At 64.1% G+C, this 19,696-nt stretch carries 25 protein-coding genes; 12 read left to right on the top strand and 13 right to left on the bottom strand.

Going from position 1 to position 19,696, the window contains the following annotated elements:
* Nucleotides 1-35: 35 nt before the first annotated feature.
* Genes ABLE86_RS04470 through ABLE86_RS04460 form a run of 3 tightly spaced genes read left to right on the top strand, consistent with a single transcriptional unit; the run spans nucleotide 36 to nucleotide 2,572 of the window.
* Entirely contained in the window at nucleotides 36-665 is a 630-nt protein-coding gene (locus ABLE86_RS04470) for a DUF1285 domain-containing protein (protein WP_348777752.1), read from the top strand.
* Nucleotides 666-668: 3 nt separating this feature from the next.
* A complete protein-coding gene (locus ABLE86_RS04465; protein WP_348777689.1) occupies nucleotides 669-1,301 on the top strand; it encodes a CoA pyrophosphatase in 633 nt (210 codons plus the stop codon).
* Nucleotides 1,298-2,572 (top strand): CCA tRNA nucleotidyltransferase, encoded by a 1,275-nt coding sequence (locus ABLE86_RS04460; RefSeq protein WP_348777688.1) that lies wholly within the window; start codon nucleotides 1,298-1,300, stop codon nucleotides 2,570-2,572. Before ABLE86_RS04465 ends, ABLE86_RS04460 begins: the two co-directional genes overlap by 4 nt.
* A 12-nt stretch (nucleotides 2,573-2,584) precedes the next feature.
* Here ABLE86_RS04460 and ABLE86_RS04455 read toward each other — a convergent pair whose 3' ends face one another.
* The 5 genes from ABLE86_RS04455 to hemF all read right to left on the bottom strand — a co-directional run bounded on the left by ABLE86_RS04455 (nucleotide 2,585) and on the right by hemF (nucleotide 5,427).
* Nucleotides 2,585-2,770, bottom strand: coding sequence for a DUF1059 domain-containing protein (locus tag ABLE86_RS04455; RefSeq protein WP_348777687.1), 186 nt, complete (start codon nucleotides 2,768-2,770; stop codon nucleotides 2,585-2,587).
* A 158-nt stretch (nucleotides 2,771-2,928) separates the two neighbouring features.
* On the bottom strand, nucleotides 2,929-3,831 hold the full coding sequence (locus tag ABLE86_RS04450; RefSeq protein ID WP_348777686.1) for an alpha/beta hydrolase: 903 nt from the start codon (nucleotides 3,829-3,831) through the stop codon (nucleotides 2,929-2,931).
* A gap of 69 nt (nucleotides 3,832-3,900) precedes the next feature.
* Complete coding sequence (locus tag ABLE86_RS04445; protein WP_348777685.1) at nucleotides 3,901-4,173, bottom strand: helix-turn-helix domain-containing protein; 273 nt, start codon at nucleotides 4,171-4,173, stop codon at nucleotides 3,901-3,903.
* Nucleotides 4,157-4,426: a BrnT family toxin gene (locus ABLE86_RS04440; RefSeq protein WP_348777684.1), complete on the bottom strand. Its 270-nt coding sequence runs from the start codon at nucleotides 4,424-4,426 to the stop codon at nucleotides 4,157-4,159. Before ABLE86_RS04440 ends, ABLE86_RS04445 begins: the two co-directional genes overlap by 17 nt.
* 83 nt (nucleotides 4,427-4,509) lie before the next feature.
* Nucleotides 4,510-5,427, bottom strand: coding sequence for an oxygen-dependent coproporphyrinogen oxidase (gene hemF / locus ABLE86_RS04435; RefSeq protein WP_348777683.1), 918 nt, complete (start codon nucleotides 5,425-5,427; stop codon nucleotides 4,510-4,512).
* 114 nt (nucleotides 5,428-5,541) lie between these two features.
* Here hemF and ABLE86_RS04430 point away from each other — a divergent pair, with 114 nt between their 5' ends.
* Nucleotides 5,542-5,799, top strand: coding sequence for a hypothetical protein (locus tag ABLE86_RS04430; RefSeq protein WP_348777682.1), 258 nt, complete (start codon nucleotides 5,542-5,544; stop codon nucleotides 5,797-5,799).
* On the opposite strand, the gene soxR is transcribed toward ABLE86_RS04430, so the two are convergent.
* Together soxR and ABLE86_RS04420 are read right to left on the bottom strand one after the other, a co-directional pair.
* The gene (gene soxR / locus ABLE86_RS04425; protein ID WP_348777681.1) at nucleotides 5,768-6,250 is read right to left on the bottom strand and encodes a redox-sensitive transcriptional activator SoxR; all 483 of its coding nucleotides are present in this window, start codon (nucleotides 6,248-6,250) and stop codon (nucleotides 5,768-5,770) included. The two genes, ABLE86_RS04430 and soxR, sit on opposite strands and share 32 nt — an antisense overlap.
* 170 nt (nucleotides 6,251-6,420) lie before the next feature.
* Nucleotides 6,421-6,879, bottom strand: a complete 459-nt coding sequence (locus ABLE86_RS04420) for a tRNA (cytidine(34)-2'-O)-methyltransferase (protein ID WP_348777680.1) — start codon at nucleotides 6,877-6,879, stop codon at nucleotides 6,421-6,423.
* Between the two features lie 282 nt (nucleotides 6,880-7,161).
* On the opposite strand from ABLE86_RS04420, the gene ABLE86_RS04415 reads away from it, so the two are divergent.
* The 8 genes from ABLE86_RS04415 (at nucleotide 7,162) to ABLE86_RS04380 (ending at nucleotide 15,536) form a co-directional block, all read left to right on the top strand.
* Nucleotides 7,162-7,614 (top strand): hypothetical protein, encoded by a 453-nt coding sequence (locus ABLE86_RS04415; RefSeq protein ID WP_348777679.1) that lies wholly within the window; start codon nucleotides 7,162-7,164, stop codon nucleotides 7,612-7,614.
* A gap of 22 nt (nucleotides 7,615-7,636) precedes the next feature.
* The gene (locus tag ABLE86_RS04410; protein ID WP_348777678.1) at nucleotides 7,637-9,505 is read left to right on the top strand and encodes an ABC transporter ATP-binding protein; all 1,869 of its coding nucleotides are present in this window, start codon (nucleotides 7,637-7,639) and stop codon (nucleotides 9,503-9,505) included.
* A gap of 136 nt (nucleotides 9,506-9,641) precedes the next feature.
* Complete coding sequence (locus tag ABLE86_RS04405) at nucleotides 9,642-11,510, top strand: ABC transporter ATP-binding protein (protein ID WP_348777677.1); 1,869 nt, start codon at nucleotides 9,642-9,644, stop codon at nucleotides 11,508-11,510.
* A 10-nt stretch (nucleotides 11,511-11,520) separates the two neighbouring features.
* Nucleotides 11,521-11,829 (top strand): DUF6665 family protein, encoded by a 309-nt coding sequence (locus tag ABLE86_RS04400; RefSeq protein ID WP_348777676.1) that lies wholly within the window; start codon nucleotides 11,521-11,523, stop codon nucleotides 11,827-11,829.
* A 277-nt stretch (nucleotides 11,830-12,106) separates the two neighbouring features.
* On the top strand, nucleotides 12,107-12,670 hold the full coding sequence (petA, locus tag ABLE86_RS04395) for a ubiquinol-cytochrome c reductase iron-sulfur subunit (protein WP_348777675.1): 564 nt from the start codon (nucleotides 12,107-12,109) through the stop codon (nucleotides 12,668-12,670).
* A gap of 21 nt (nucleotides 12,671-12,691) precedes the next feature.
* The gene (locus ABLE86_RS04390) at nucleotides 12,692-13,996 is read left to right on the top strand and encodes a cytochrome b N-terminal domain-containing protein (protein WP_348777674.1); all 1,305 of its coding nucleotides are present in this window, start codon (nucleotides 12,692-12,694) and stop codon (nucleotides 13,994-13,996) included.
* 26 nt (nucleotides 13,997-14,022) lie between these two features.
* Nucleotides 14,023-14,886 (top strand): cytochrome c1, encoded by an 864-nt coding sequence (locus ABLE86_RS04385; RefSeq protein WP_348777673.1) that lies wholly within the window; start codon nucleotides 14,023-14,025, stop codon nucleotides 14,884-14,886.
* A gap of 104 nt (nucleotides 14,887-14,990) precedes the next feature.
* The gene (locus ABLE86_RS04380; protein ID WP_348777672.1) at nucleotides 14,991-15,536 is read left to right on the top strand and encodes an adenine phosphoribosyltransferase; all 546 of its coding nucleotides are present in this window, start codon (nucleotides 14,991-14,993) and stop codon (nucleotides 15,534-15,536) included.
* A gap of 216 nt (nucleotides 15,537-15,752) precedes the next feature.
* Here the strand turns inward: ABLE86_RS04380 and ABLE86_RS04375 are convergent, their stop codons facing one another.
* The 6 genes from ABLE86_RS04375 to ABLE86_RS04350 all read right to left on the bottom strand — a co-directional run bounded on the left by ABLE86_RS04375 (nucleotide 15,753) and on the right by ABLE86_RS04350 (nucleotide 19,670).
* Nucleotides 15,753-16,220 (bottom strand): MaoC family dehydratase, encoded by a 468-nt coding sequence (locus tag ABLE86_RS04375; RefSeq protein WP_348777671.1) that lies wholly within the window; start codon nucleotides 16,218-16,220, stop codon nucleotides 15,753-15,755.
* A complete protein-coding gene (locus tag ABLE86_RS04370) occupies nucleotides 16,217-16,678 on the bottom strand; it encodes a MaoC family dehydratase (RefSeq protein ID WP_348777670.1) in 462 nt (153 codons plus the stop codon). The genes ABLE86_RS04375 and ABLE86_RS04370 overlap by 4 nt, the downstream gene beginning before the upstream one ends.
* Before the next feature lie 93 nt (nucleotides 16,679-16,771).
* The gene (gene corA, locus ABLE86_RS04365; RefSeq protein WP_348777669.1) at nucleotides 16,772-17,743 is read right to left on the bottom strand and encodes a magnesium/cobalt transporter CorA; all 972 of its coding nucleotides are present in this window, start codon (nucleotides 17,741-17,743) and stop codon (nucleotides 16,772-16,774) included.
* Between the two features lie 123 nt (nucleotides 17,744-17,866).
* The gene (gene ychF, locus ABLE86_RS04360) at nucleotides 17,867-18,970 is read right to left on the bottom strand and encodes a redox-regulated ATPase YchF (protein WP_348777668.1); all 1,104 of its coding nucleotides are present in this window, start codon (nucleotides 18,968-18,970) and stop codon (nucleotides 17,867-17,869) included.
* Between the two features lie 12 nt (nucleotides 18,971-18,982).
* Nucleotides 18,983-19,432, bottom strand: coding sequence for a PIN domain-containing protein (locus ABLE86_RS04355; protein ID WP_348777667.1), 450 nt, complete (start codon nucleotides 19,430-19,432; stop codon nucleotides 18,983-18,985).
* Nucleotides 19,419-19,670: a CopG family transcriptional regulator gene (locus tag ABLE86_RS04350; RefSeq protein ID WP_348777666.1), complete on the bottom strand. Its 252-nt coding sequence runs from the start codon at nucleotides 19,668-19,670 to the stop codon at nucleotides 19,419-19,421. Before ABLE86_RS04350 ends, ABLE86_RS04355 begins: the two co-directional genes overlap by 14 nt.
* Nucleotides 19,671-19,696 lie beyond the last annotated feature (26 nt).

Here is a 19,696-nt window from a genome sequence, read left to right as displayed (position 1 = left end):
CTGACAAGCTTAACAACAGTGACTATTTCGTGACCATGACCAAAGACGAAGCACATATTGAAGGCGGGCTCACGAAGGTCGGCGACGCTGCCGGTCTTCAGGCACTTATCTCGCGCGCGACCCGGGCCGGACAAGGGCTTCCGCCCGTGGAACGCTGGAATCCGGACTTCTGTGGCGACCTCGACATGGAGATCCGCCAGGACGGCACCTGGTTCTATCTTGGCACGCCCATCGGGCGCATGCCGCTGGTGCAGCTTTTTTCCACGGTGCTGCGCAAGGACGCCGACGGCAAGACCTATCTGGTGACGCCTGTGGAGAAGGTGGGCATCCGGGTGGTGGATGCTCCTTTCGTTGCCGTGGAGATGACGGTGACGGGCGAGGGCGACGGGCAGGTCATCACCTTCCGCACCAATGTGGGCGATGTGGTGGAGGCCGGCCCCGACCGCCCGATGCGCTTCGTGGACGAGGACGAGACCGGGGGCCTGAAGCCCTACGTGCTGGTGCGCGGGCGACTGGAGGCGCTGGTGGCGCGGCCGGTGATGTATGAGCTGGTCGAATACGGCGAGGAGATCGAGATCGACGGCGAACCGATGTTCGCCGTGCGCTCGAAGGGTGAGGTTTTCCCGATCATGACCGCCGAGAAGCTGCGGCGGCTGAGCGCCTGAGCCATGGACAGGTTTGCGGCACCGCTGTTTTCCGCCCGCGATTTTCGCGAGCGCGTGGTGCGCCTGCATCCGGAAGATGTCAGTCACGACTATGGCGACCACTATTTCAATCCCGGCTTCGGCGACCTGATCCGGCGCGACAACCTGCGCGCGGCGGCGGTGCTGATTCCCGTGGTGGACCATGGCGACGAAGCAAGCGTGATCCTGACCAAGCGGGCGGAGAAGCTGCGTAGCCATTCGGGCCAGGTGGCGTTTCCGGGCGGGCGCATCGACGCCACTGACCCGACGCCGGAATTTGCGGCACTGCGCGAGACGACTGAGGAAATCGGCCTTGGCGCCGACCGTGTCGAGATCATCGGGCGCATGCCGGACTATGTCTCCGGCAGCGGCTACCTCATCGCGCCGGTGCTGGGCATCGTTCGGCCCGACTTTCACCTGACGCTGAACGCGCATGAGGTGGACACCGCCTTCGAGGTGCCGCTGCGCTTCCTGATGGACCCGGCCAACCACCACCAGGGCAGCCGCATGTGGGACAACCGCAAATGGGTCTATTACGACATGCCTTATGGCGGGCAGCGCATCTGGGGCGTGACTGCGGGCATCATCCGCACTCTTTATGAAAGGTTTTATGCATGAGCGGCAGCGTGTCGATTGCCGGCAAGGCGCCCTGGCTGGGCGATGCAGACCTGCAGAAGCTGCTGCAGGCGCTGAACGCCGATGACCAGCAGGCGCGGATCGCCGGCGGGGCGGTGCGCAACGCCCTGCTGGGCCAGCCGGTGGCCGATGTGGACATCGCCACCACGACCGAGCCGGACGAAACGGCGCGCCGCGCCAAGGCCGCTGGCTTCAAGACGGTGCCGACGGGGGCCGACCACGGCACGATCACCGTGATCGCCGGCGGCAGGCCGTTCGAGGTGACGACGCTGCGCGCCGACGTGGAAACGGATGGCCGCCGCGCCAAGGTGCGCTTCGGCCGCGACTGGAAAGCGGATGCCGAGCGGCGCGACTTCACCATCAACGCGCTCTATGCGGAAGCCGACGGGCAGGTGGTGGACCTGGTCGGGGGGCTCGCCGATCTCGAAAGCCGCACGCTGCGTTTCATCGGCGATCCGGAAGCGCGCATCCGCGAGGATTTTCTGCGCATCCTGCGCTTTTTCCGCTTCTTTGCCTGGTATGGCGCCGGGCGGCCGGACGCGGAGGGGCTGAAAGCCTGCGCACGACTGAAGGAAGGGCTCGACCAGTTGTCGGCCGAGCGCGTGTGGAGCGAATTGAAGAAGCTGCTTGCCGCGCCCGACCCTTCGCGCGCCTTGCTGTGGATGCGACAGGCCGGCGTACTGACGCGCATTTTGCCGGAAAGCGAGAAATGGGGCATCGACGCGATCCACGCGCTGGCCCGGACCGAGGCCGATCTGGGCTGGCCGGCCGACCCGATGCTGCGGCTGGAGGCGATCGTGCCGCCGGACGCGGCGCGCATGGAGGCGATGGCGGAACGACTGCGGCTTTCCAACGCTGAAGCCGAGCGGCTGGCGCAGTGGGCCGCCGCTTCGGCACCGGCGTCCACGATGAGCGAGGGCGCTTTTGCGAAAATGCTCTATCGCGGCGAGCGGGGCGGCATCGTCGACCGGCTGAAGCTGGCGCTCGCTTCGGCGCGCGGCCGCGCGGTCGAGGACGACAAGGCGATGATGGAGGCCGGCGGCTATTCCCGCCTGCTGGGCTTTGCCGTGAAATGGGAACGGCCGGTGTTTCCGGTCAATGGCGGAGACCTGGCAGCTCTTGGCGTGGCCAAGGGGCCGAAGATGGGCGACATGCTGCGGGCGCTCGAAAGCGCCTGGGTCGATTCTGGTTTTGCGCTGGAACGCGGCGCACTCCTCGAACGCGCCGCAGAGAGCCTGAAGGCGACGACCTGAGCCGGTTCGGGATCAGGCCGCGTCGCGAACCTTCTCGATGCGGGAGCGGATCGCCTCGATCATCGTCTCGCGGATGATGGTTTCGCCATGGGTTTCGCGCATGTGCTCGACCGCGCGGCGCATGACTTCAGCTTCTTCTTCGTGACGGGTATGCCATTGGCAGCCGGGGACGAGCGAGCCGCACTGAAATTCCTTCATCGGTTTCTCCTTTCCTCGCATCGTTGTTCGGAGCGCGATGATAGCACGCAAAGCGCCGCCGGGCTGCCCTTATCGGCCTACGATCAAATCATTCTGATGGGCCAGCCTTGCGCGAGGGCCCGGCTCGAACATTCCGCCCCAAGCCTTTGATGGGGAAGCTAGTTCAGCGAAACCGCGTTGGAGCGGCCCAGCCACTCGCTGACGATCCTGACGTCCTCGTCGCCGAGGCCGTGGCCGGCCTTGATGGTGCGGGCGTCGAGATGGGCGCCATGGCCCTTCAAGGTTGCCTCCAGCGCCGGCGCGAAGGGAGCGTAGGTGGTGTCGGAAGCCCCGGCCACCACGAGGAAACGCGTGCCGGAGAGGCTGACGTCGGGCACCGCATCGAGCACCGGCATCGGCCGCAGCAGCACCGCACGTTCGATCAAGCCCGGATGCAGCAACGACAACGCCGCCAGCAGATTCGCGCCGTTGGAATAGCCGAGGAAGACGGTGTGATCGAGGTTCAGCACCTTCTTCTTCACCGCATCGGTGAGAAAGCCGGCGAAGGCTGCGGCTTCCGAGCGGATATCGCGCTGGTCGAAGCTGGTCGGGGTGAGTCGCCGATACCAGCGCTTCTTGCCGTCCTGCACGATGCGGCCGCGCACGCCTACCAACACCGCACGCGGCGCGATGCGCGAGGCGAGCGACATCAGCGTGGTCTCGTCGCCGCCGGACCCGTGCAGCAGCACCAGCGTCTCGGCGGAGGCGTTTTCCGGCCGCTTGACCAGAACGGTGAAATTGTCGGCGTGGATGATGGAAGATGCGTTGGCGTCGGCGGGCAGGGCTGTCGTAGCCGAGCCGGGACTTGCAGGCTGCGTGAGGCTTTTTGCATCGGCCAGCAGCTCGGGGCAGCCCCGGGGCGAGGGGGCCGACGAGAGCAGGCGTTCCTGAGTGCTCGAAGCCGCCATTCTGGCCTGCGATCCGTTGCGCTCGCATTCAGATAGGTCGCGTGCCCCGGCGGCGCCAGCCGCGCCGAGGGCGAGGAGCAGGGTGAGGGTGCCGGTAAAGGATTTCTTAGCCATGCGCCGAGACTGTCAGCCAAAAGTTAACCAACATTCTAGGCGCCAACCGAGACACGGCCAGTGCGACAGTCAGGCCGCGCTTCTTTTCTCCAGGCGCTTGCGCATTTCGCGGGGGTCGTCCGCGATCAGGTCGATGAGGGTTCTGGCGACCGGGTCGGGATGCGTCCTGCGCTGCTCCCAGTTCTGCAGCGTCGCAACCGGGATGCCAAGAAGCTTCGCAAAGTCGCCTTGGCTCATGAGGAGGGCAGCCCGCGCCGCTTTCAACTTGGCTGCGGCATCTGGCAGACGCGTGTTGCCTTCGTCCCATTCGGGGCTGTCGGCGAAGTCAGGATCGTCGACCATATCTTTTGATCTCCCTGTCGTTCGCCTTGCGGACGGATATTATGTGCAAGGTATCGCCGCGAACCGTGTAGACGCAAACGAAGAGCCGCTCTTCCACATAGCCAAAGGAGATCAGGCGATCTTCGCCGTAGTCGCGACGATCATCCAATCTCAAGGCTACCTGGTTGCGAATGACATCCACGCCAAGCGCGAGTGAAAATCCACGCTCGACCCGGGTCTTCTCATCCTTTGCCGGATCGAACGAAATCTTCATCCACAACCCGAGATTTTCCCGGATTATGCGCTCTTAGCGTATGTCGTTCAAGCGTCAAGTGCGCGGCTAGCGCATGCAACGCCTCACGGCCACTTCACCGCCGGCGGCATGCTCGACAGGATGGAGTTGACGTTGCCGCCGGTCTTCAGGCCGAAGATGGTGCCGCGGTCGTAGAGCAGGTTGAACTCGACATAGCGCCCGCGCCGGATGAGCTGTTCCTCGCGGTCGGCCTCGGACCATTCGGTGCTGAAATTCTTGCGCACCAGATGCGGATAGACCACCAGGAAGGAGCGGCCGACATCCTGCGTGAAGCGGAAGTCGGCGTCCCAGCCGCCCTTCTCCTCCGGCGAGTGCAGCCAGTCGTAGAAGATGCCGCCAATGCCTCGCGCCTCGTTGCGGTGCGGGAGGAAAAAATACTCGTCGCACCAGGTCTTGAACTTGGCGTAGTCGGCGACTTCAGGGTGCTTGCCGCAGGTGAAGGCGAAGGTCTTGTGGAAAGCCTGCGTATCCGGGTCTTCCTGCGTCCGGCGCCGGTCGAGCACGGGGGTGAGGTCGGCGCCGCCGCCGAACCACTGGCGCGAGGTGACCACCATGCGCGTGTTCATGTGAACGGCGGGCACGTTGGGGTTCCAGGGATGGGCGATGAGCGAGATGCCGCTGGCCCAGAAGCGCGGGTCTTCCTCGGCGCCGGGCATCTGCTTGCGGAACTCGGGCGAGAATTCGCCATGGACGGTGGAGGTGTGGACGCCGACCTTCTCGAAGACGCGGCCATGCATCATCGACATGACGCCGCCGCCGCCCTTGCCTTCCTCGCGCAGCCAGGGCGTGCGCTCGAAGCGGCCGGGGGCCCATGAGGTGGCCTGGGTGGCGGACAGATCATCTTCCAGTTTCTCGAAGGCGGCGCAGATGCGGTCGCGCAGTTCCTCGAACCAGATGCGGGCCGTTTCCTTCTTGGTTTCGATGTCGGCGGGCAGGCCGGCCGGGATCTCTGGGCGCTCCATGCGGTCTCCACTGGTTCTGGCGATGCCGGCCAACGGGCGGCATGCTGCACAAATGACTCGTTTTTTCTCGACGTGATCCCTAATCTGTAAATGATCTGGGTCAAGGAGTTCCTCGTGCGTACCCCGACGAGACCGCCGCTGGATGGCCTGAAGAAGAGGCTGGAACAGAGCCGTGCCGAGCGCGCGCGCACGCCGCGCGACGGTTTCCTGCGCGAGACATTCGTGCTTCCACGTGGCGCGGCGCGCGCGAAGGCCAAGGAATGGTTCGAGCGCTGGCCGAAACAGGCCTACTGGACGACAATCGAAAGCTGGTACGAGCGTCCCGGCGACGTGATCGAATTCACGATACGGCGGCTCCCTTCGTCCGATTAGCCGCCTTTCGCGCCGCGCCCACCAAAAGCCGCCGCGGGCCAGGCCCCTCGGCGCCAAGGCGGTCGCCGGCATTGTGCAGCGGGCAGCGGTCGAGCGACATGCAACCGCAACCGATGCAGCCGGTGAGCCCGTCGCGCAGTTTCTGCAATTGTTCGATGCGGCGGTCGAGGTCTGCTGCCCAACCTTCGGAAAGCACACGCCAATCGTCGCGCGTGGGGGTGCGGCCGTCCGGCAACGTGGCCAGCGCCTCCGCGATGTCGGCAAGCGAGATGCCGACCTCCTGCGCCACGCGGATGATGGCGACGCGGCGCAGCACATCGCCGCCGTAGCGGCGCTGGTTGCCCGCCGTGCGATGGCTGCGGATGAGCCCCTTGGTTTCGTAGAAATGCAGCGCCGAAACCGCGACGCCGCTGCGATGCGCCACCTCGCCGACGGAAAGCTCCTTGACCATCTTCGATTTCCTGCTTGACCTCAACTTTGGTTGAGGTTGTAGCAAGGCATCCTTCGCCACGCAAACCGAAGGATGCCGGCATGTTCGCAAGGGTGGAAATTGCAGGATGGGTGACGCTGCGGAGGCGGCGCATCGCGCGCCTGGCGGTGATTGCGGGCGTGGAAGACGTTTCAGCCGAGCTGCCGCATCGCCTCGCCGGCGGCCATGGCCGCGCTGAGCGCCAGGTTCAGGCTGCGGCCGCCGCCGCGCATGGGGATGAGCAGCCGCGCGTCGGCGCGTTCGTGCACATGATCGGGTACGCCCGCCGACTCGCGGCCAAACAATATTATGTCGCCATCGGCATAGCGGAATTCGGTGTAGGGCAGGGCGCCCCTGGTGGTGAACAGCAGGAGTCTGCGCCCTTCCGCCATGCGCCAGGCGTCGAAGGCCGCGAAATCGACATGGCGCCTCAGGGCGGCCATTTCGAGATAGTCCATCCCGGCCCGGCGCAGGTTTCGGTCGGAGAGATCGAAGCCGGCCGGCTCGATGATGTCGACGGCGAGACCGAAACAGGCGGCCATGCGCAGTATGGTGCCTGTATTGCCCGCGATGTCGGGCTGGTAGAGCGCTATGCGAATGCCTTCGTTCAATATCTTGCCCTGCTAATCTGTTGCCGTTGCGCAACTGTTTCCTTGCCGTCACGGAAAGTTACTTGGCCGGCATGGTGTTTGCCGCCGAAAGGAGCTATAGAGCGCGCATTGTCAACTCGAACCGAGGGAGGAAAGCATGGCTGTACGTATGTTTTGGCTCCACCGCGGCCATAAGGCCTGACGGCGGGTTCGGTTCGACGCTTTAGCACCATCTGACATTCCAAAGCAGCATCGTCTCGATTTCCGCCGGAACTTCTTCTCCGTTCCCGAAGGAATCCTGCGATGTTTTATCCGTTTGCCAAGGGGCCCGAGGCCCCGTCTGAACCGCCCTCCCGAGTTGCGCGCCGGCTGAGCAGCGGCACCAGCCTGCATGAGCGCAAGCTTGCCGCCTGGGCGCTGGCCATCGGCGCGCGCGTGCCGCTTGAACAGCCATCCGAAGGCCGAAGGCGTCGCGGCAGCCTGCCCGACATCGATTTGTCGGGCGCCGGTCCCGATCCGGGCTATCGCTCGCCGATCCGGCGGCTGACGGACTGGCTGGGTGCCCTTGCCCGGCCGGCCGTGCCGACAGCGACGCCTGACATGACAGTGTCAGGAACGGCGTGCGATGGGGTCGGCGCGAAGGCGCAACCATATTACACTGGTCAGGCCGGAATCGCTGCCGCTGGCGATTCCGCTTCGACCGGCGAAGAGATGCAAGAAGACGCATGCGAGCGCCCGCTGCAGCACGCCGCATGACCCGAACGTGAAGAGAATCAAGATGTTTCGCTGGTTTGAACAGAGACTGGATCCGTTTCCTGCCGACAAGCCGGTCGAGCCGCCGCGCACGCTGGCTGCGTTCTGCTGGCATTTCACCAAGCCGGCTTGGCCCTTCGTGCTTGTCGCGGCGATTACCATGGCGCTGATCGCCATCATGGAAGTCTGGATGTTCGGCTTCCTCGGCAACATCGTTGACTGGCTGTCGGCGCACGACCGCGAGACGTTCCTTGAGACGGAGTGGTGGAAGCTCGCGGGCATGGCATTGGTGGTCGCCGTCGTCTTGCCGGCGACGGTGGCGCTGTCCTCGCTCAACACCTACCAGACGATGTTCGGCAACTATCCGATGCGCATCCGCTGGCAGGTGCATCGCTACCTGCTCAACCAGTCCATGACCTTCTACCAGGACGAGTTCGCCGGCCGCATCGCCACCAAGCTGATGCAGACGGCGCTGGCGGTGCGCGAGACGGTTATCAAGTTCGTCGAGGTGCTGAACTATGTGATCGTCTATTTCCTGGGCGTGCTGGTCATCGTCGGTTCGGCCGACTGGCGGCTGGTGGCGCCGCTGCTGGTGTGGCTGGGCTGCTATCTGGTCGCGCTGCGCTTCTTCGTGCCGCGGCTCGGCAAGGTTGGGGCAGCGCAGGCCGATGCCCGCTCGCTGATGACCGGGCGCATCGTCGACAGCTATACAAACATCCAGACGGTGAAGCTGTTTTCCCACGCAAGGCGGGAGGCCGATTATGCACGCGAGGGCATGAGCGATTTCATGCAGACCGCCTATGCGCAGGGGCGGCTGATCACGCTCTTCTACATAGTCGTCTATGCGCTCAACTCGCTGCTGCTTCTGACCGTGGGTGCGCTCTCGATCTACCTGTGGCTCGGCGAGGTGGTGACCATCGGAGCTGTGGCGGTGGCGATCGGCCTGGTGCTGAGGCTGTGGGGCATGTCGCAGTGGATCATGTGGGAGGTCTCCGGCCTGTTCGAGAACATCGGCACGGTGCAGGACGGCATCACCTCGATCTCGCTGCCGCGGCTGGTGGAGGACAAGCCCAATGCGCCCGAGCTCACGGTGCCTAGGGGCGAGATCGAGTTCGACAAGATCGGGTTCCACTACGGCAAGGGCAAGGGCATCATCGAGAACCTGTCGCTGACGATCCGGCCCGGCGAAAAGGTGGGGCTGGTCGGGCGTTCGGGCGCGGGCAAGTCGACGCTGGTCAACCTGCTTCTGCGCTTCTACGACGTCGAGAGCGGCCGCATTACCATCGACGGGCAGGATATTTCCGCGGTGGCGCAGGATTCGCTGCGCGCGCAAATCGGCATGGTCACGCAGGACACCTCGCTGCTGCATCGCTCGGTGCGCGAGAATATCCTCTACGGCCGGCCCGATGCCGGCGACGAGGCCATGCTTGAGGCCGCCCGGCGCGCCTCCGCGCAGGACTTCATCGCGACGCTGGCCGACGCCAAGGGCCGCAAGGGCTACGATGCCCATGTCGGCGAGCGCGGCGTGAAGCTGTCGGGCGGCCAGCGCCAGCGCATCGCGATCGCTCGCGTCATGCTGAAGGATGCACCCATCCTGATCCTCGACGAGGCGACCTCGGCGCTGGATTCCGAGGTCGAGGCCGCGATCCAGGAAAACCTCTACCGGCTGATGGAGGGCAAGACGGTGATCGCGATCGCCCACCGGCTTTCCACCATCGCGGCCATGGATCGCCTCGTGGTGATGGACAAGGGCCGCATCATCGAGGAAGGCACGCACGAGGAACTTGTCGCACGCGGCGGACTTTACGCCCAGTTGTGGATGCGCCAGTCCGGCGGCTTCCTGCCGGAGGAAGTCGATGCGTCGGCAGTCGGAAAGGAACTCGCCGCCGAATGAGGATGCGTTTGCGGCAGAAAGCATCGTCATTCCGCCCATGTTGGCCGGCATGTTTTCCCGCTGCGAGCACCTATATTGGTGGAGCGGCGCGCGGCATGCACCCGGCGCCGCTTGCGGGGCGGCAAGGCCGGCTTGAATGAAGGAGAACGGGTTGCGCGAGAAGCTGTGGCAACGGGTCGAGGGTTGGATCGACCCGTTTCAGGATACGGACCGCGAGGTCCTGCCCAGCAGCGCCTGGCGCTTCATCCTCTATTTCGCCATGCAGGCGAAGGGGCCGCTGCTATTGCTTCTGATCGTCGGCGGCCTGGCCGGCGCCGTGGACGCGGCGCTCTACTGGTCGATCGGCTGGCTGATCGACATTCTCGATTCCTCTTCCCCGCAGCAGCTTCTGGCCGACCATTGGCCGCAGCTTGCCGGCCTGTTGCTGCTGCTCGTGGTGGTGCGGACCGCGGTGATGGTAGCCTCGGGCGTGGCCGAGCAGCAGGTGATCGTGCCCGGCTTTTTCTCCATGGTGCGCTGGCAATCCTTCCGCCGCGTCATCGAGCAGCCCTACGGCTTCTACCAGAACGATTTCGCCGGCCGCATCGCCACCAAGATCATGCAAGGCGGCGAGGCGGTGGGCGACTTCATCGTCAACGTGCTGCAGACGATGTGGTCCTTCCTGACCTTCGTGGTGCTGACCACCACGATCCTGATGACGCTGGACCCGTGGATGGGTGTGGTGATCATCGTATGGTTCGCGGCCTATGTGGCGATCGTGCGCTTCCTGCTGCCGGAGATGCGACAGGCCGGGCGGGCGGCGGCGGACCAGCGCTCCATCTTCAACGGCCGCATGGTCGACGCCTTCACCAACATCGTCGCTGTAAAACTCTATGACAGCGGCCGGCGCGAGCATGCCTTCGTGCGCGAGGGCATGGAGACGCTTTATCGAGCCGTCATCCGGCTCACGCGGGCGATCACCACGGTGCGCGCGGCGGTGGCTATGACCAATGGCGTCATGATGGCCTCCATCGCCGCGCTCTGCATCTATAAATGGACCGGTGGCGGCATCACCTCGGGCGCAATCGCATCCGCACTCGGCCTGGTCTTCCGGCTCAACCAGATGTCGGGCTGGATGATGTTCAACATCAACGGGCTGATCCGCTCCTATGCCACGATCCAGGATGCGACAGGCACCATCTCGGTGAGGCCGGCGATCCGCGACGCGGCCGATGCAATCGCAATGCCGCGCGCCAAGGGCGACATCCGCTTCGAGAACGTTTCGTTCCACTACGGGGCGGACGAGGGGATCATCGACGATCTGAACCTGCATATCCGGCCCGGCGAGCGCGTAGCGCTGGTGGGGCCTTCGGGTGCCGGCAAGACCACAATGGTCAACCTGCTGTTGCGCCTGTTCGATGTCGAGAAGGGGCGCATATTGGTGGATGGCCACGACGTGCGCGAGGTGACGCAGGCTTCGCTGCGCGCACAGTTCGGCGTGGTAAGCCAGGAGGCGATGCTGATGCACCGCTCCATCCGCGACAATATCGGCTACGGCAGGGAAGGGGCCACCCAGGCCGAGATCGAGGACGCGGCCGAACGGGCGGCCGCGCATGATTTCATTACCGGCGTTTCGGACCTGAAGGACCGGCGCGGCTATGACGCCCATGTGGGCGAGCGCGGCGTGAAGCTTTCCGGCGGCCAGCGCCAGCGCGTGGCGATCGCGCGGATGATGCTGAAGGACGCGCCGATCCTGGTTCTGGACGAGGCCACTTCGGCGCTCGATTCGGAAGTGGAGGCTGCGATCCAGGACAATCTCTACCGCATGATGGAGGGCAAGACGGTGATCGCCATCGCGCACCGGCTTTCCACCATCGCAGCGCTCGACCGGCTGATCGTCATCGATGGCGGCAAGATCGTGGAGGAGGGGACGCACGAGCAACTGCTGGCACGCGGAGGGCTGTATGCGCAGCTCTGGAAGCGCCAGTCGGGCGGCTTTTTGGGCGACCGGCTGGCCGCAGAGTAGGACACCATCCATGGCACTGCGCCCGCCCAAGCGACTTTCTACGGCGCTGGATTCCGGGCCGAGTGTGCTGGACGCCGAGCTTTTGGCCGAGATGGCCGTTTCGCTCGGCCGCGCCGGCCGGCGCGCCGAACAGGCGCTGACGCGGCTGCGCGAACACAAGGGTGATGCAGGGGCACGCGCCCGACTGCTCAAGGCCGCGGCCGAATCGGTGCAGGCATATTTCATCCAGCGCGAGCTTTGCGGCCTGCGCCGGCACGACGATGCGATCCGCGACTATGCGATTCCGCGGGAGGTTCTGGTGCGGCTCGGCGCCTCCTGAGGTCGGGTGCACAAGCCGGCGAAAACCCGGCTCGCGGGCCCGCTGGTAAGGTGGGAAGTGCGGGTTTTCGGGCTCCCCACAGGCTTTTCACAGCCACCCGCGACAATCTGCCCTCTCCCCGTTGTCCTGTCTGGACAAGAGCGGGGTTCACGCATAAACCGATTTCGAATGCCGGAGGACTTCGTCAGCCTGTTCCGCTGTGCGGGCCGGGCTGTCGACAATGAGCGGGGGACAGGCTCTGCCGCCGGTGAGGGTAAGGCGAAAGGATCATATTCCCGTGAGCGCAAACGATACGATCGACCCAACCCGTCGTGACTTTCTCTATGTGGCGACCGGCATGGCCGGTGTCGTGGGCGCGGCGGCTGTCGCCTGGCCCTTTATCGACCAGATGCGTCCCGATGCATCGACGCTTGCCGCGTCGTCCATCGAGGTTGACGTGTCTTCGCTGACGCCGGGCATGTCTCTGACGGTCAAGTGGCGCGGCAAGCCGGTGTTCATCCGCAACCGCACGCCGGAAGAAATCAAGGCCGCGCAGGATGTGCCGCTTGGCGAGCTGAAGGACCCGGTTGCGCGCAACGCCAACCTTCCTTCCGACGCGAAGGCGACCGACGTGGACCGTTCGGCCGGCAAGGAAAAGGAAAACTGGCTGGTCATGGTCGGCGTGTGCACCCATCTGGGCTGCGTGCCGCTCGGCCAGCAGGGCGATTTCGGCGGCTGGTTCTGCCCGTGCCACGGATCGCACTACGACACGGCCGGCCGCATCCGCAAGGGTCCGGCGCCGGAGAACATGGCTGTGCCGGTGTTCTCGTTTATTTCCGACACCACCATCCGCATCGGCTGATGGCATAAGGGGCTTATTTCCATGAGCGGTGGACACTCGACATATTCGCCTAAGACAGGCATCGGACGCTGGGTTGATGCGCGCATGCCCTTGCCGCGCCTCGTTCACGATTCCTTCGTTTCCTATCCGGTTCCGCGCAACCTGAATTACGCCTACACCTTCGGCGGCATTCTTTCGCTGATGCTGGCGGCGCAGATCCTCACCGGCATCGTGCTGGCCATGCACTACGTCTCCGACACGACGCTTGCGTTCCAGTCGGTCGAAAAGATCATGCGCGACGTGAACTCGGGCTGGCTGCTGCGCTATCTGCACGCCAATGGCGCCTCGATGTTCTTCATCGCCGTCTATGTGCACATCATGCGCGGCCTCTACTACGGTTCCTACAAGGCTCCGCGCGAGCTGCTGTGGATCCTGGGCTGCATCATCTACCTGCTGATGATGGCAACGGGCTTCATGGGCTACGTGCTGCCGTGGGGCCAGATGAGCTTCTGGGGCGCGACCGTGATCACCGGTTTCTTCACCGCCATTCCGCTGGTGGGTGACTGGATCCAGCAGCTGCTGCTCGGCGGCTTCGCCGTGGACAACCCGACGCTGAACCGCTTCTTCGCGCTGCACTACCTGCTGCCGTTCATGATCGCCGGCGTCGTGGTTCTGCATGTCTGGGCGCTGCACGTGGTTGGCCAGACCAACCCGACCGGCATCGAGGTGAAGTCGAAGACCGACGTTGTTCCGTTCACGCCCTATGCGACCATCAAGGACGCTTTCGGCATGATCGTGTTCCTGCTCGTGTTCGCCTACTTCGTCTTCTATATCCCGAACTATCTGGGTCACCCGGACAACTACATCCAGGCGAACTCGCTGAAGACCCCGGCCCACATCGTGCCTGAATGGTATTACCTGCCCTTCTACGCGATCCTGCGCGCCATCACCTTCAACATCGGCCCGATCGACTCCAAGCTCGGTGGCGTGCTGGCCATGTTTGGCTCGATTGCGGTGCTGTTCTTCGTGCCGTGGCTCGACACCTCGAAGGTTCGTTCGGCGGCCTATCGCCCCTGGTACAAGCTCTTCTTCTGGATCTTCGTTGCCAACGCCATCTTCCTTGGCTGGCTCGGCTCGCGTCCGGCGGAAGGCGTCTATGTGGCACTGGCGCAGGCGTCGACCCTGTACTACTTCGCGTTCTTCCTGGTCATCATGCCTGTGCTCGGCCTGATCGAGACCCCTCGGCGCCTGCCGAACTCGATCACCGAAGCCGTGCTCGAGAAGAACAAGGGCGGTGCTTCGGTTCACCCCGCAGGTGCGACCGCATCGCCGGAAACCAAAGGCTAAGCGAGAATCTTGAGAGGGATATCCGCATGAAGAAGATTCTCAACGGATTGGCTGCTTTCGGTCTGGTCATGGCCGGCACTTTCGGTGCCGCCCTCGCCGCCGAGGAAGCTCACAACGCGGCAGAGCCGACCCACTTCCCGATCATGAAGCCGACGCAGGAGAAGTGGACCTTCTCCGGTCCGTTCGGCCAGTACGACAAGGCCCAGCTGCAGCGCGGCCTGAAGGTCTACAAGGAAGTCTGCTCGGCCTGTCACTCGATGAACCTGGTGGCGTTCCGCACGCTGCAGGATCTGGGATACACCGAGGCACAGGTGAAAGCCTTCGCCGCCGAATACGAGGTCCAGGACGGCCCGAACGCGGATGGCGAGATGTTCACCCGCAAGGCCACGCCGAACGACCACTTCCCGTCGCCGTTCGCGAACGAGGCCGCTGCCGCCGCCGCCAACAACGGTGCGGCACCGCCTGACTTCTCGCTCATCGCCAAGGCGCGCGGCGTGGAGCGGGGCTTCCCGACCTTCCTCTTCGACATCTTCACCCAGTATGCCGAAGGTGGTCCGGACTACATCCACGCGCTGCTCACGGGCTATGACCACGAGCCGCCGGCGGGCATGGAAATTGCCGAAGGCACGCACTACAACCCGTTCTTCATCGGCGGCAAGTCGCTGGCCATGGCCAAGCCGATCTCCGACGACCAGGTGACCTATGACGACGGCTCGCCGCAGACCGTGGACCAGTATTCGCGTGACGTCTCGGCCTTCCTGATGTGGGCTGCCGAGCCGCACCTGGAGGCGCGCAAGCGGACCGGTTTCCAGGTCATGGTGTTCCTGCTGCTATTCGGCGCTCTGGTCTATGTGACCAAGCGCAAGGTCTGGGCCAACGTCGCGCACTGACCATGAATGGCCGCTGCGGCGGATTGTTTGAGAAGGGCGCCGCGGCGCCCTTTTCTTTTGACGCGGGCCGCTGCAAAACTAGCTGGTAACGGAAAAAACGCCCCATGAAGCCTTCCCTCGAAGACACGCTGCTTTCAGCGATCCGCAACATTCCGGACTATCCGAGGTCCGGTGTGATGTTCCGCGATATCACCACGTTGCTGGGCAATGCGCGCGCCTTCCGGCGGGCCATCGACGAGCTGGTGCATCCCTTCGCCGGTTCCAAGATAGACAAGATCGCCGGTATCGAGGCGCGCGGTTTCATCCTCGGCGGGGCAATCGCCCACCAGCTTTCGGCCGGCTTCGTGCCGATCCGCAAGAAGGGCAAGCTGCCGCACGAGACCGTGAGCATCGCCTACAGCCTCGAATACGGGCTGGACGAGATGGAGATGCACAAGGATGCCGTACAGCCGGGAGAGAAGGTGATCCTTGTGGACGACCTGATCGCCACCGGCGGCACCGCGGAAGGCGCTGCAAAGCTGCTGCGCCAGATGGGGGCGGAGATCGTCGCGGCCTGCTTTATCATCGACCTGCCGGAACTCGGCGGCCGAGCCAAGCTGGAAGCGCTGGACGTGCCAGTGCACACGCTGATCGCCTTCGAGGGGCATTGAAGCGAACGGGAAGCCGGATGTGCCGCTTCCCTGGCCGGCGGCGTCCCATTCGGAGGCCGCACGGGCGCAACCCTGGCCAAACTGGTCGGTTACGAATTCCAAGCCGTTTGCAGCTGAGTTTGCCCCGCCGGCCTCTTCACAGCCACCAGCGGGGGCCGGGAGCGGGTGAGCGGCATATGGCTGGCCTGCCGCGATCGAGAGCGGCTAGAGGCGCGGTTAGTCGGCCTTGACCAGCACCGCGCTTTCGAATTCCATAACCTTATCGCCGGTGGAATCGAATGCTTCCGCCTGCAGCGTCAGCAGCCGCCAGCCGGGGCGGCTGGCGATGGGCCGGTGGCTCAGCCCCGTGCGCGTGAAGGTGATGGTTTCGCCGGCATAGACCGGCTTTAGCCATTTCAGGTTCTTGAAGCCGGGCGAGGGGCCGAATTCAGGCGCGGGGCCGGGGCCCGGCCAGTGCTTTCCGCCTTCCTCCTGCTGAGCAAGGTTGTAGCGCATCCACGTTGCCGTGGTGTGCCAGCCCGAAGCGCAGAGGCGGCCGAAGACGCTGCCGCGCGCCTTCTCCTCATCGAGGTGGAAGGGCTGCGGGTCGTATTTCGCCGCGAATGTCTTGATGGCCTCGGCCGTGAAGGTGTGCGAGCCGAGCGTGACTGTGGCGCCGATGTCGAAGAACTCGTCGAGCGTCATGCCGCGCCCTCGCGTGTCAGGAACATTCCGGTGTTTTCCAGTTCAAACACTGCCTCGCCCTTCTGGTTGAAGAGTTCGTGGCGGCAGGTGACGAAGCCGAGCTGAGGCCGCGACTTCGACAGGCGCTTGGCGAGCACGGTGCTGCGGCCGGTCAGCGTGTCGCCGGCGAGCACGGGCTTTTTCCAGCGTACATATTCGATCCCGGGAGCGCCCTGGGAGGTGGAGTCGAGCAGGAAGGCATCGCACATCATCCGCATGAACATCGCGCATGTGTGCCAACCTGAGGCCGAAAGACCGCCAAGAATGCTGGCCTTGCCAGCTTCCTCGTCAAGATGCATGGGCTGGGCGTCGAACTCGCTGGCGAACTCGATGATCTCGGCGGCCGTGACCTGCTTGGAGCCGAGTTCGATCGAGGCGCCCTCCGCAAAATCCTCGTAGGCCCATTTCTTGCCGTTCATGCCAGAATCCTGTTCACGCTTGAACTTCCATTGTGGCCGCTGCATCCGCCCCAGGCAAGGCGCTGGCGGGGAGCCACAGGGCGCTACCGATTGCTACAGCCAGCCACGCCGCTTGAAGTAGAGGTACGGCAGCACGGCCGACAGCACCATCAGGAACAGCGCGAAGGGATAGCCGAAGCTCCATTTCAGTTCGGGCATGATGTCGAAGTTCATGCCGTAGATGGAGGCGACGACCGTGGGCGGCAGGAAGATTACCGCCGCCACCGAGAAGATCTTGATGATGGCGCTCTGCTCGATGTTGACCATGCCGAGCGTGGCATCGAGCAGGAACACGATCTTGTTGGACAGGAAAGAGGCGTGGTCGGTCAGCGAGGCCACGTCGCGCGACAGGGTCTTGGTCCGGGCGCGCAGGTCCTTGTTCTTGCTCTGCATCATGACATTGCCCAGGAAGCCCGACAGGCGCTGCAGGGTCATCAGGCTTTCGCGGATGCTGGAGGTCAGTTCCTCCTTGCGGCCGATGGTCTGGAACACCTTGCGGAAGTCGCGGTCGCGCTTGGACGGTTTGTCGGAACTCGGCTGGAAGATGCTGCGCGAGATGCCGTCAATGTCGTGGCCGATGCGCTCCAGCACGTCTGCCAGACGGTCCACGATCGCCTCCAGCAGGTTGATCAGTATGGCTTCGCCGGTGGTGCATCCCATGGCGCTCTTCTCGGCGCGCATGGGAAAGGTGAGGAACGCGCGCGGCTCGTGGTAGCGCACCGTGACGAGCCTGTTGCCGGCGAGCACGAAGGTGACAGGCGACATCAGTGGATGCTCGCCGTCGGTCTGGGCGGGCAGCGTCGCAGTCATGAAGATGGCGCCGTCCTCGGTATAGAGGCGCGACGAGATCTCGATCTCTTCCATCTCCTCGCGGGTGGGAACGCTGACGCCGAGCATCTGCTCGATGGCGATCTCCTCCTCCCTGGTGGGGGAGAGGAGGTCGGCCCACACCACGGCAGCCTTGTGATGCTCCAGATCGTCCACCATGCGCAGCCGGTCGCCGTCGACCACATATGCCTTGATCATCGTCGCTTCTCCGTGATCGAGGAGGGGGATGCGCCGGAGGCGCGAAGAGTTTTATCGCGCTTAACGGCAGCGAATCGGTGCGTCAAGAATGCCGGCCGGAGATGAAGAAGCCGTGTCGCCCGGTCAGGTATTGAACTTGAACATCATCACGTCGCCGTCCTGCACGACGTATTCCTTGCCTTCGTCGCGCGCCTTGCCGGCCTCCTTGGCCGCGACTTCGCCGCCCAGGGTGACGTAGTCGTTGTAGGCGATGGTCTGGGCGCGGATGAATCCGCGTTCGAAGTCGGTGTGGATGACGCCGGCCGCCTGAGGGGCCTTGGTGCCCTTCTGGATGGTCCAGGCGCGGGTCTCCTTGGGGCCTGCGGTGAAATAGGTGATGAGCTGCAGGAGCTCGTAGCCGGCACGGATGAGCTTGTCGAGGCCGGGCTCGTCCAAGCCGAGTGCGTCGAGGAATTCCTTGGCTTCCTCGTCGGGGAGCTGGGCGACCTCGGATTCGATTGCGGCCGAGATGATGACGGTGCGCGCACCCTGTGCGGCGGCCATCTTTTCTACGGCGGCCGTGTGCTCGTTACCGGTCGCGGCCTCGCTTTCGGCGACGTTGCAGACATAGAGGACCGGATGCGAGGTGAGCAGGTTCAGGCCGCGAAGGATGGCGAGGTCTTCTGCGGCGATACCGTTGAGCAGCATGCGCACCGGCTTGCCGTCCTGCAGCAGCGCCAGCGCCTGCTCCATCATCGGCAGGACGGTCATTGCTTCCTTGTCCTTGCCGGTCGCGCGCTTGCGGATCTGGACGATGCGGCGCTCGAGGCTTTCGAGGTCGGCGAGCATCAGCTCGGTTTCGACGGTCTCGGCATCGGCGACGGGGTCGATGCGGCCCTCGACATGGGTGATGTCGTCATTCTCGAAGCAGCGCAGCACGTGCACGATGGCGTCGACCTCGCGGATGTTGGCGAGGAACTGGTTGCCCAGGCCTTCGCCCTTGGAGGCGCCGCGCACCAGGCCAGCAATGTCGACGAAGGAAATGCGGGTGGGGATGATCTCCTTGGACTTGGTGGCCTCGGCAATCTTCTTCAGGCGCGGATCCGGCACAGCCACCTCGCCGGTGTTCGGCTCGATGGTGCAGAACGGATAGTTGGCGGCCTGCGCGGCCGCGGTGCGCGTCAGGGCGTTGAAGAGCGTGGACTTGCCGACGTTGGGCAGCCCAACGATGCCGCATTTGAAACCCATGGTGATCTAGCCTTATCGAGAAGCGAAAACTTGCTGAGGGCTATGGGCGAAAGGGTCGACTATCGTCAAGCCTTCGATGGCCTGCCCGTCCTGCAAATCCTCGGAGAGGAAGAATTGGCACCCGAGTTCGAGCGCGGAGGCCAGCAGAAGGCAGTCCCACCAGGAGTAGCCGTAGCGTAGGTGGATGGTGCGGGCTGTTGCGATCTCCTTGTAGGTGACCGGCGTGGTTCCGAGGACCGCGAACTGATCCACGACAGCGTAGACAGTGGCCACGTCCTCGAACCACTTCTTTCGCAGCAGAACGCTCGTAAGCTCGTTCAGTGTCTGCAGGTTGACCCGCGCAAGCCCCCTCGAGGCCAGCAAGTTCAGCCATTCTTTGCTCTGGATTGCTTTCTCTTGATTGAGACGGTCGTGCGCATAGAGAAGGACATTGGTGTCGATGAACGTGCTACCGCCGGGCATTTCTTTCCTCGGCAGTCGGCATTCGCCCATTTTCCGTCACGTCCCACATGGGGCCAGCGAAGATCCTTTCCAGAGCTTCAAGTTGGCGGTTCTTCTCGCCAGTCCCGGTCGTCCTTGCCGTGAGCGCCGATTCAACGATGTCCGCGATGAATTCCGACGTGCTTACGCCGGCCTTGGCAGCTTCCGCTTCGGTGAGTGCCAAGAGCTTTTCGTCCAGGGAGATCGTCACGTTCTTCATGGTTGCCTCGTGCCACGAAACGCGAA

This window comes from Mesorhizobium sp. KR2-14 (genome assembly GCF_040049255.1).
GTDB lineage: Bacteria > Pseudomonadota > Alphaproteobacteria > Rhizobiales > Rhizobiaceae > Pseudaminobacter.
The sequence above is the reverse complement of the archived record's forward strand: the minus strand, read 5'-3'. Positions and strand labels throughout refer to the sequence as shown.

Bases quoted from the DNA above. Each gene is read 5' to 3' on its own strand.
- ABLE86_RS04390 (WP_348777674.1), top strand. From the start codon at position 12,692: ATGAGCGGTGGACACTCGACATATTCGCCTAAGACAGGCATCGGACGC.
- corA (WP_348777669.1), bottom strand. From the start codon at position 17,743: ATGATCAAGGCATATGTGGTCGACGGCGACCGGCTGCGCATGGTGGAC.
- ABLE86_RS04405 (WP_348777677.1), top strand. From the start codon at position 9,642: ATGAAGGAGAACGGGTTGCGCGAGAAGCTGTGGCAACGGGTCGAGGGT.
- soxR (WP_348777681.1), bottom strand. From the start codon at position 6,250: ATGGTCAAGGAGCTTTCCGTCGGCGAGGTGGCGCATCGCAGCGGCGTC.
- ABLE86_RS04455 (WP_348777687.1), bottom strand. From the start codon at position 2,770: ATGAAGGAATTTCAGTGCGGCTCGCTCGTCCCCGGCTGCCAATGGCAT.
- ABLE86_RS04385 (WP_348777673.1), top strand. From the start codon at position 14,023: ATGAAGAAGATTCTCAACGGATTGGCTGCTTTCGGTCTGGTCATGGCC.
- ABLE86_RS04370 (WP_348777670.1), bottom strand. From the start codon at position 16,678: ATGAACGGCAAGAAATGGGCCTACGAGGATTTTGCGGAGGGCGCCTCG.
- ABLE86_RS04375 (WP_348777671.1), bottom strand. From the start codon at position 16,220: ATGACGCTCGACGAGTTCTTCGACATCGGCGCCACAGTCACGCTCGGC.
- ABLE86_RS04415 (WP_348777679.1), top strand. From the start codon at position 7,162: ATGTTTTATCCGTTTGCCAAGGGGCCCGAGGCCCCGTCTGAACCGCCC.
- ABLE86_RS04470 (WP_348777752.1), top strand. From the start codon at position 36: ATGACCAAAGACGAAGCACATATTGAAGGCGGGCTCACGAAGGTCGGC.
- ABLE86_RS04400 (WP_348777676.1), top strand. From the start codon at position 11,521: ATGGCACTGCGCCCGCCCAAGCGACTTTCTACGGCGCTGGATTCCGGG.
- ABLE86_RS04445 (WP_348777685.1), bottom strand. From the start codon at position 4,173: ATGGTCGACGATCCTGACTTCGCCGACAGCCCCGAATGGGACGAAGGC.
- ABLE86_RS04380 (WP_348777672.1), top strand. From the start codon at position 14,991: ATGAAGCCTTCCCTCGAAGACACGCTGCTTTCAGCGATCCGCAACATT.
- ABLE86_RS04440 (WP_348777684.1), bottom strand. From the start codon at position 4,426: ATGAAGATTTCGTTCGATCCGGCAAAGGATGAGAAGACCCGGGTCGAG.
- ABLE86_RS04460 (WP_348777688.1), top strand. From the start codon at position 1,298: ATGAGCGGCAGCGTGTCGATTGCCGGCAAGGCGCCCTGGCTGGGCGAT.
- ABLE86_RS04410 (WP_348777678.1), top strand. From the start codon at position 7,637: ATGTTTCGCTGGTTTGAACAGAGACTGGATCCGTTTCCTGCCGACAAG.
- ABLE86_RS04350 (WP_348777666.1), bottom strand. From the start codon at position 19,670: ATGAAGAACGTGACGATCTCCCTGGACGAAAAGCTCTTGGCACTCACC.
- ABLE86_RS04450 (WP_348777686.1), bottom strand. From the start codon at position 3,831: ATGGCTAAGAAATCCTTTACCGGCACCCTCACCCTGCTCCTCGCCCTC.
- ABLE86_RS04465 (WP_348777689.1), top strand. From the start codon at position 669: ATGGACAGGTTTGCGGCACCGCTGTTTTCCGCCCGCGATTTTCGCGAG.
- ABLE86_RS04355 (WP_348777667.1), bottom strand. From the start codon at position 19,432: ATGCCCGGCGGTAGCACGTTCATCGACACCAATGTCCTTCTCTATGCG.
- ychF (WP_348777668.1), bottom strand. From the start codon at position 18,970: ATGGGTTTCAAATGCGGCATCGTTGGGCTGCCCAACGTCGGCAAGTCC.
- hemF (WP_348777683.1), bottom strand. From the start codon at position 5,427: ATGGAGCGCCCAGAGATCCCGGCCGGCCTGCCCGCCGACATCGAAACC.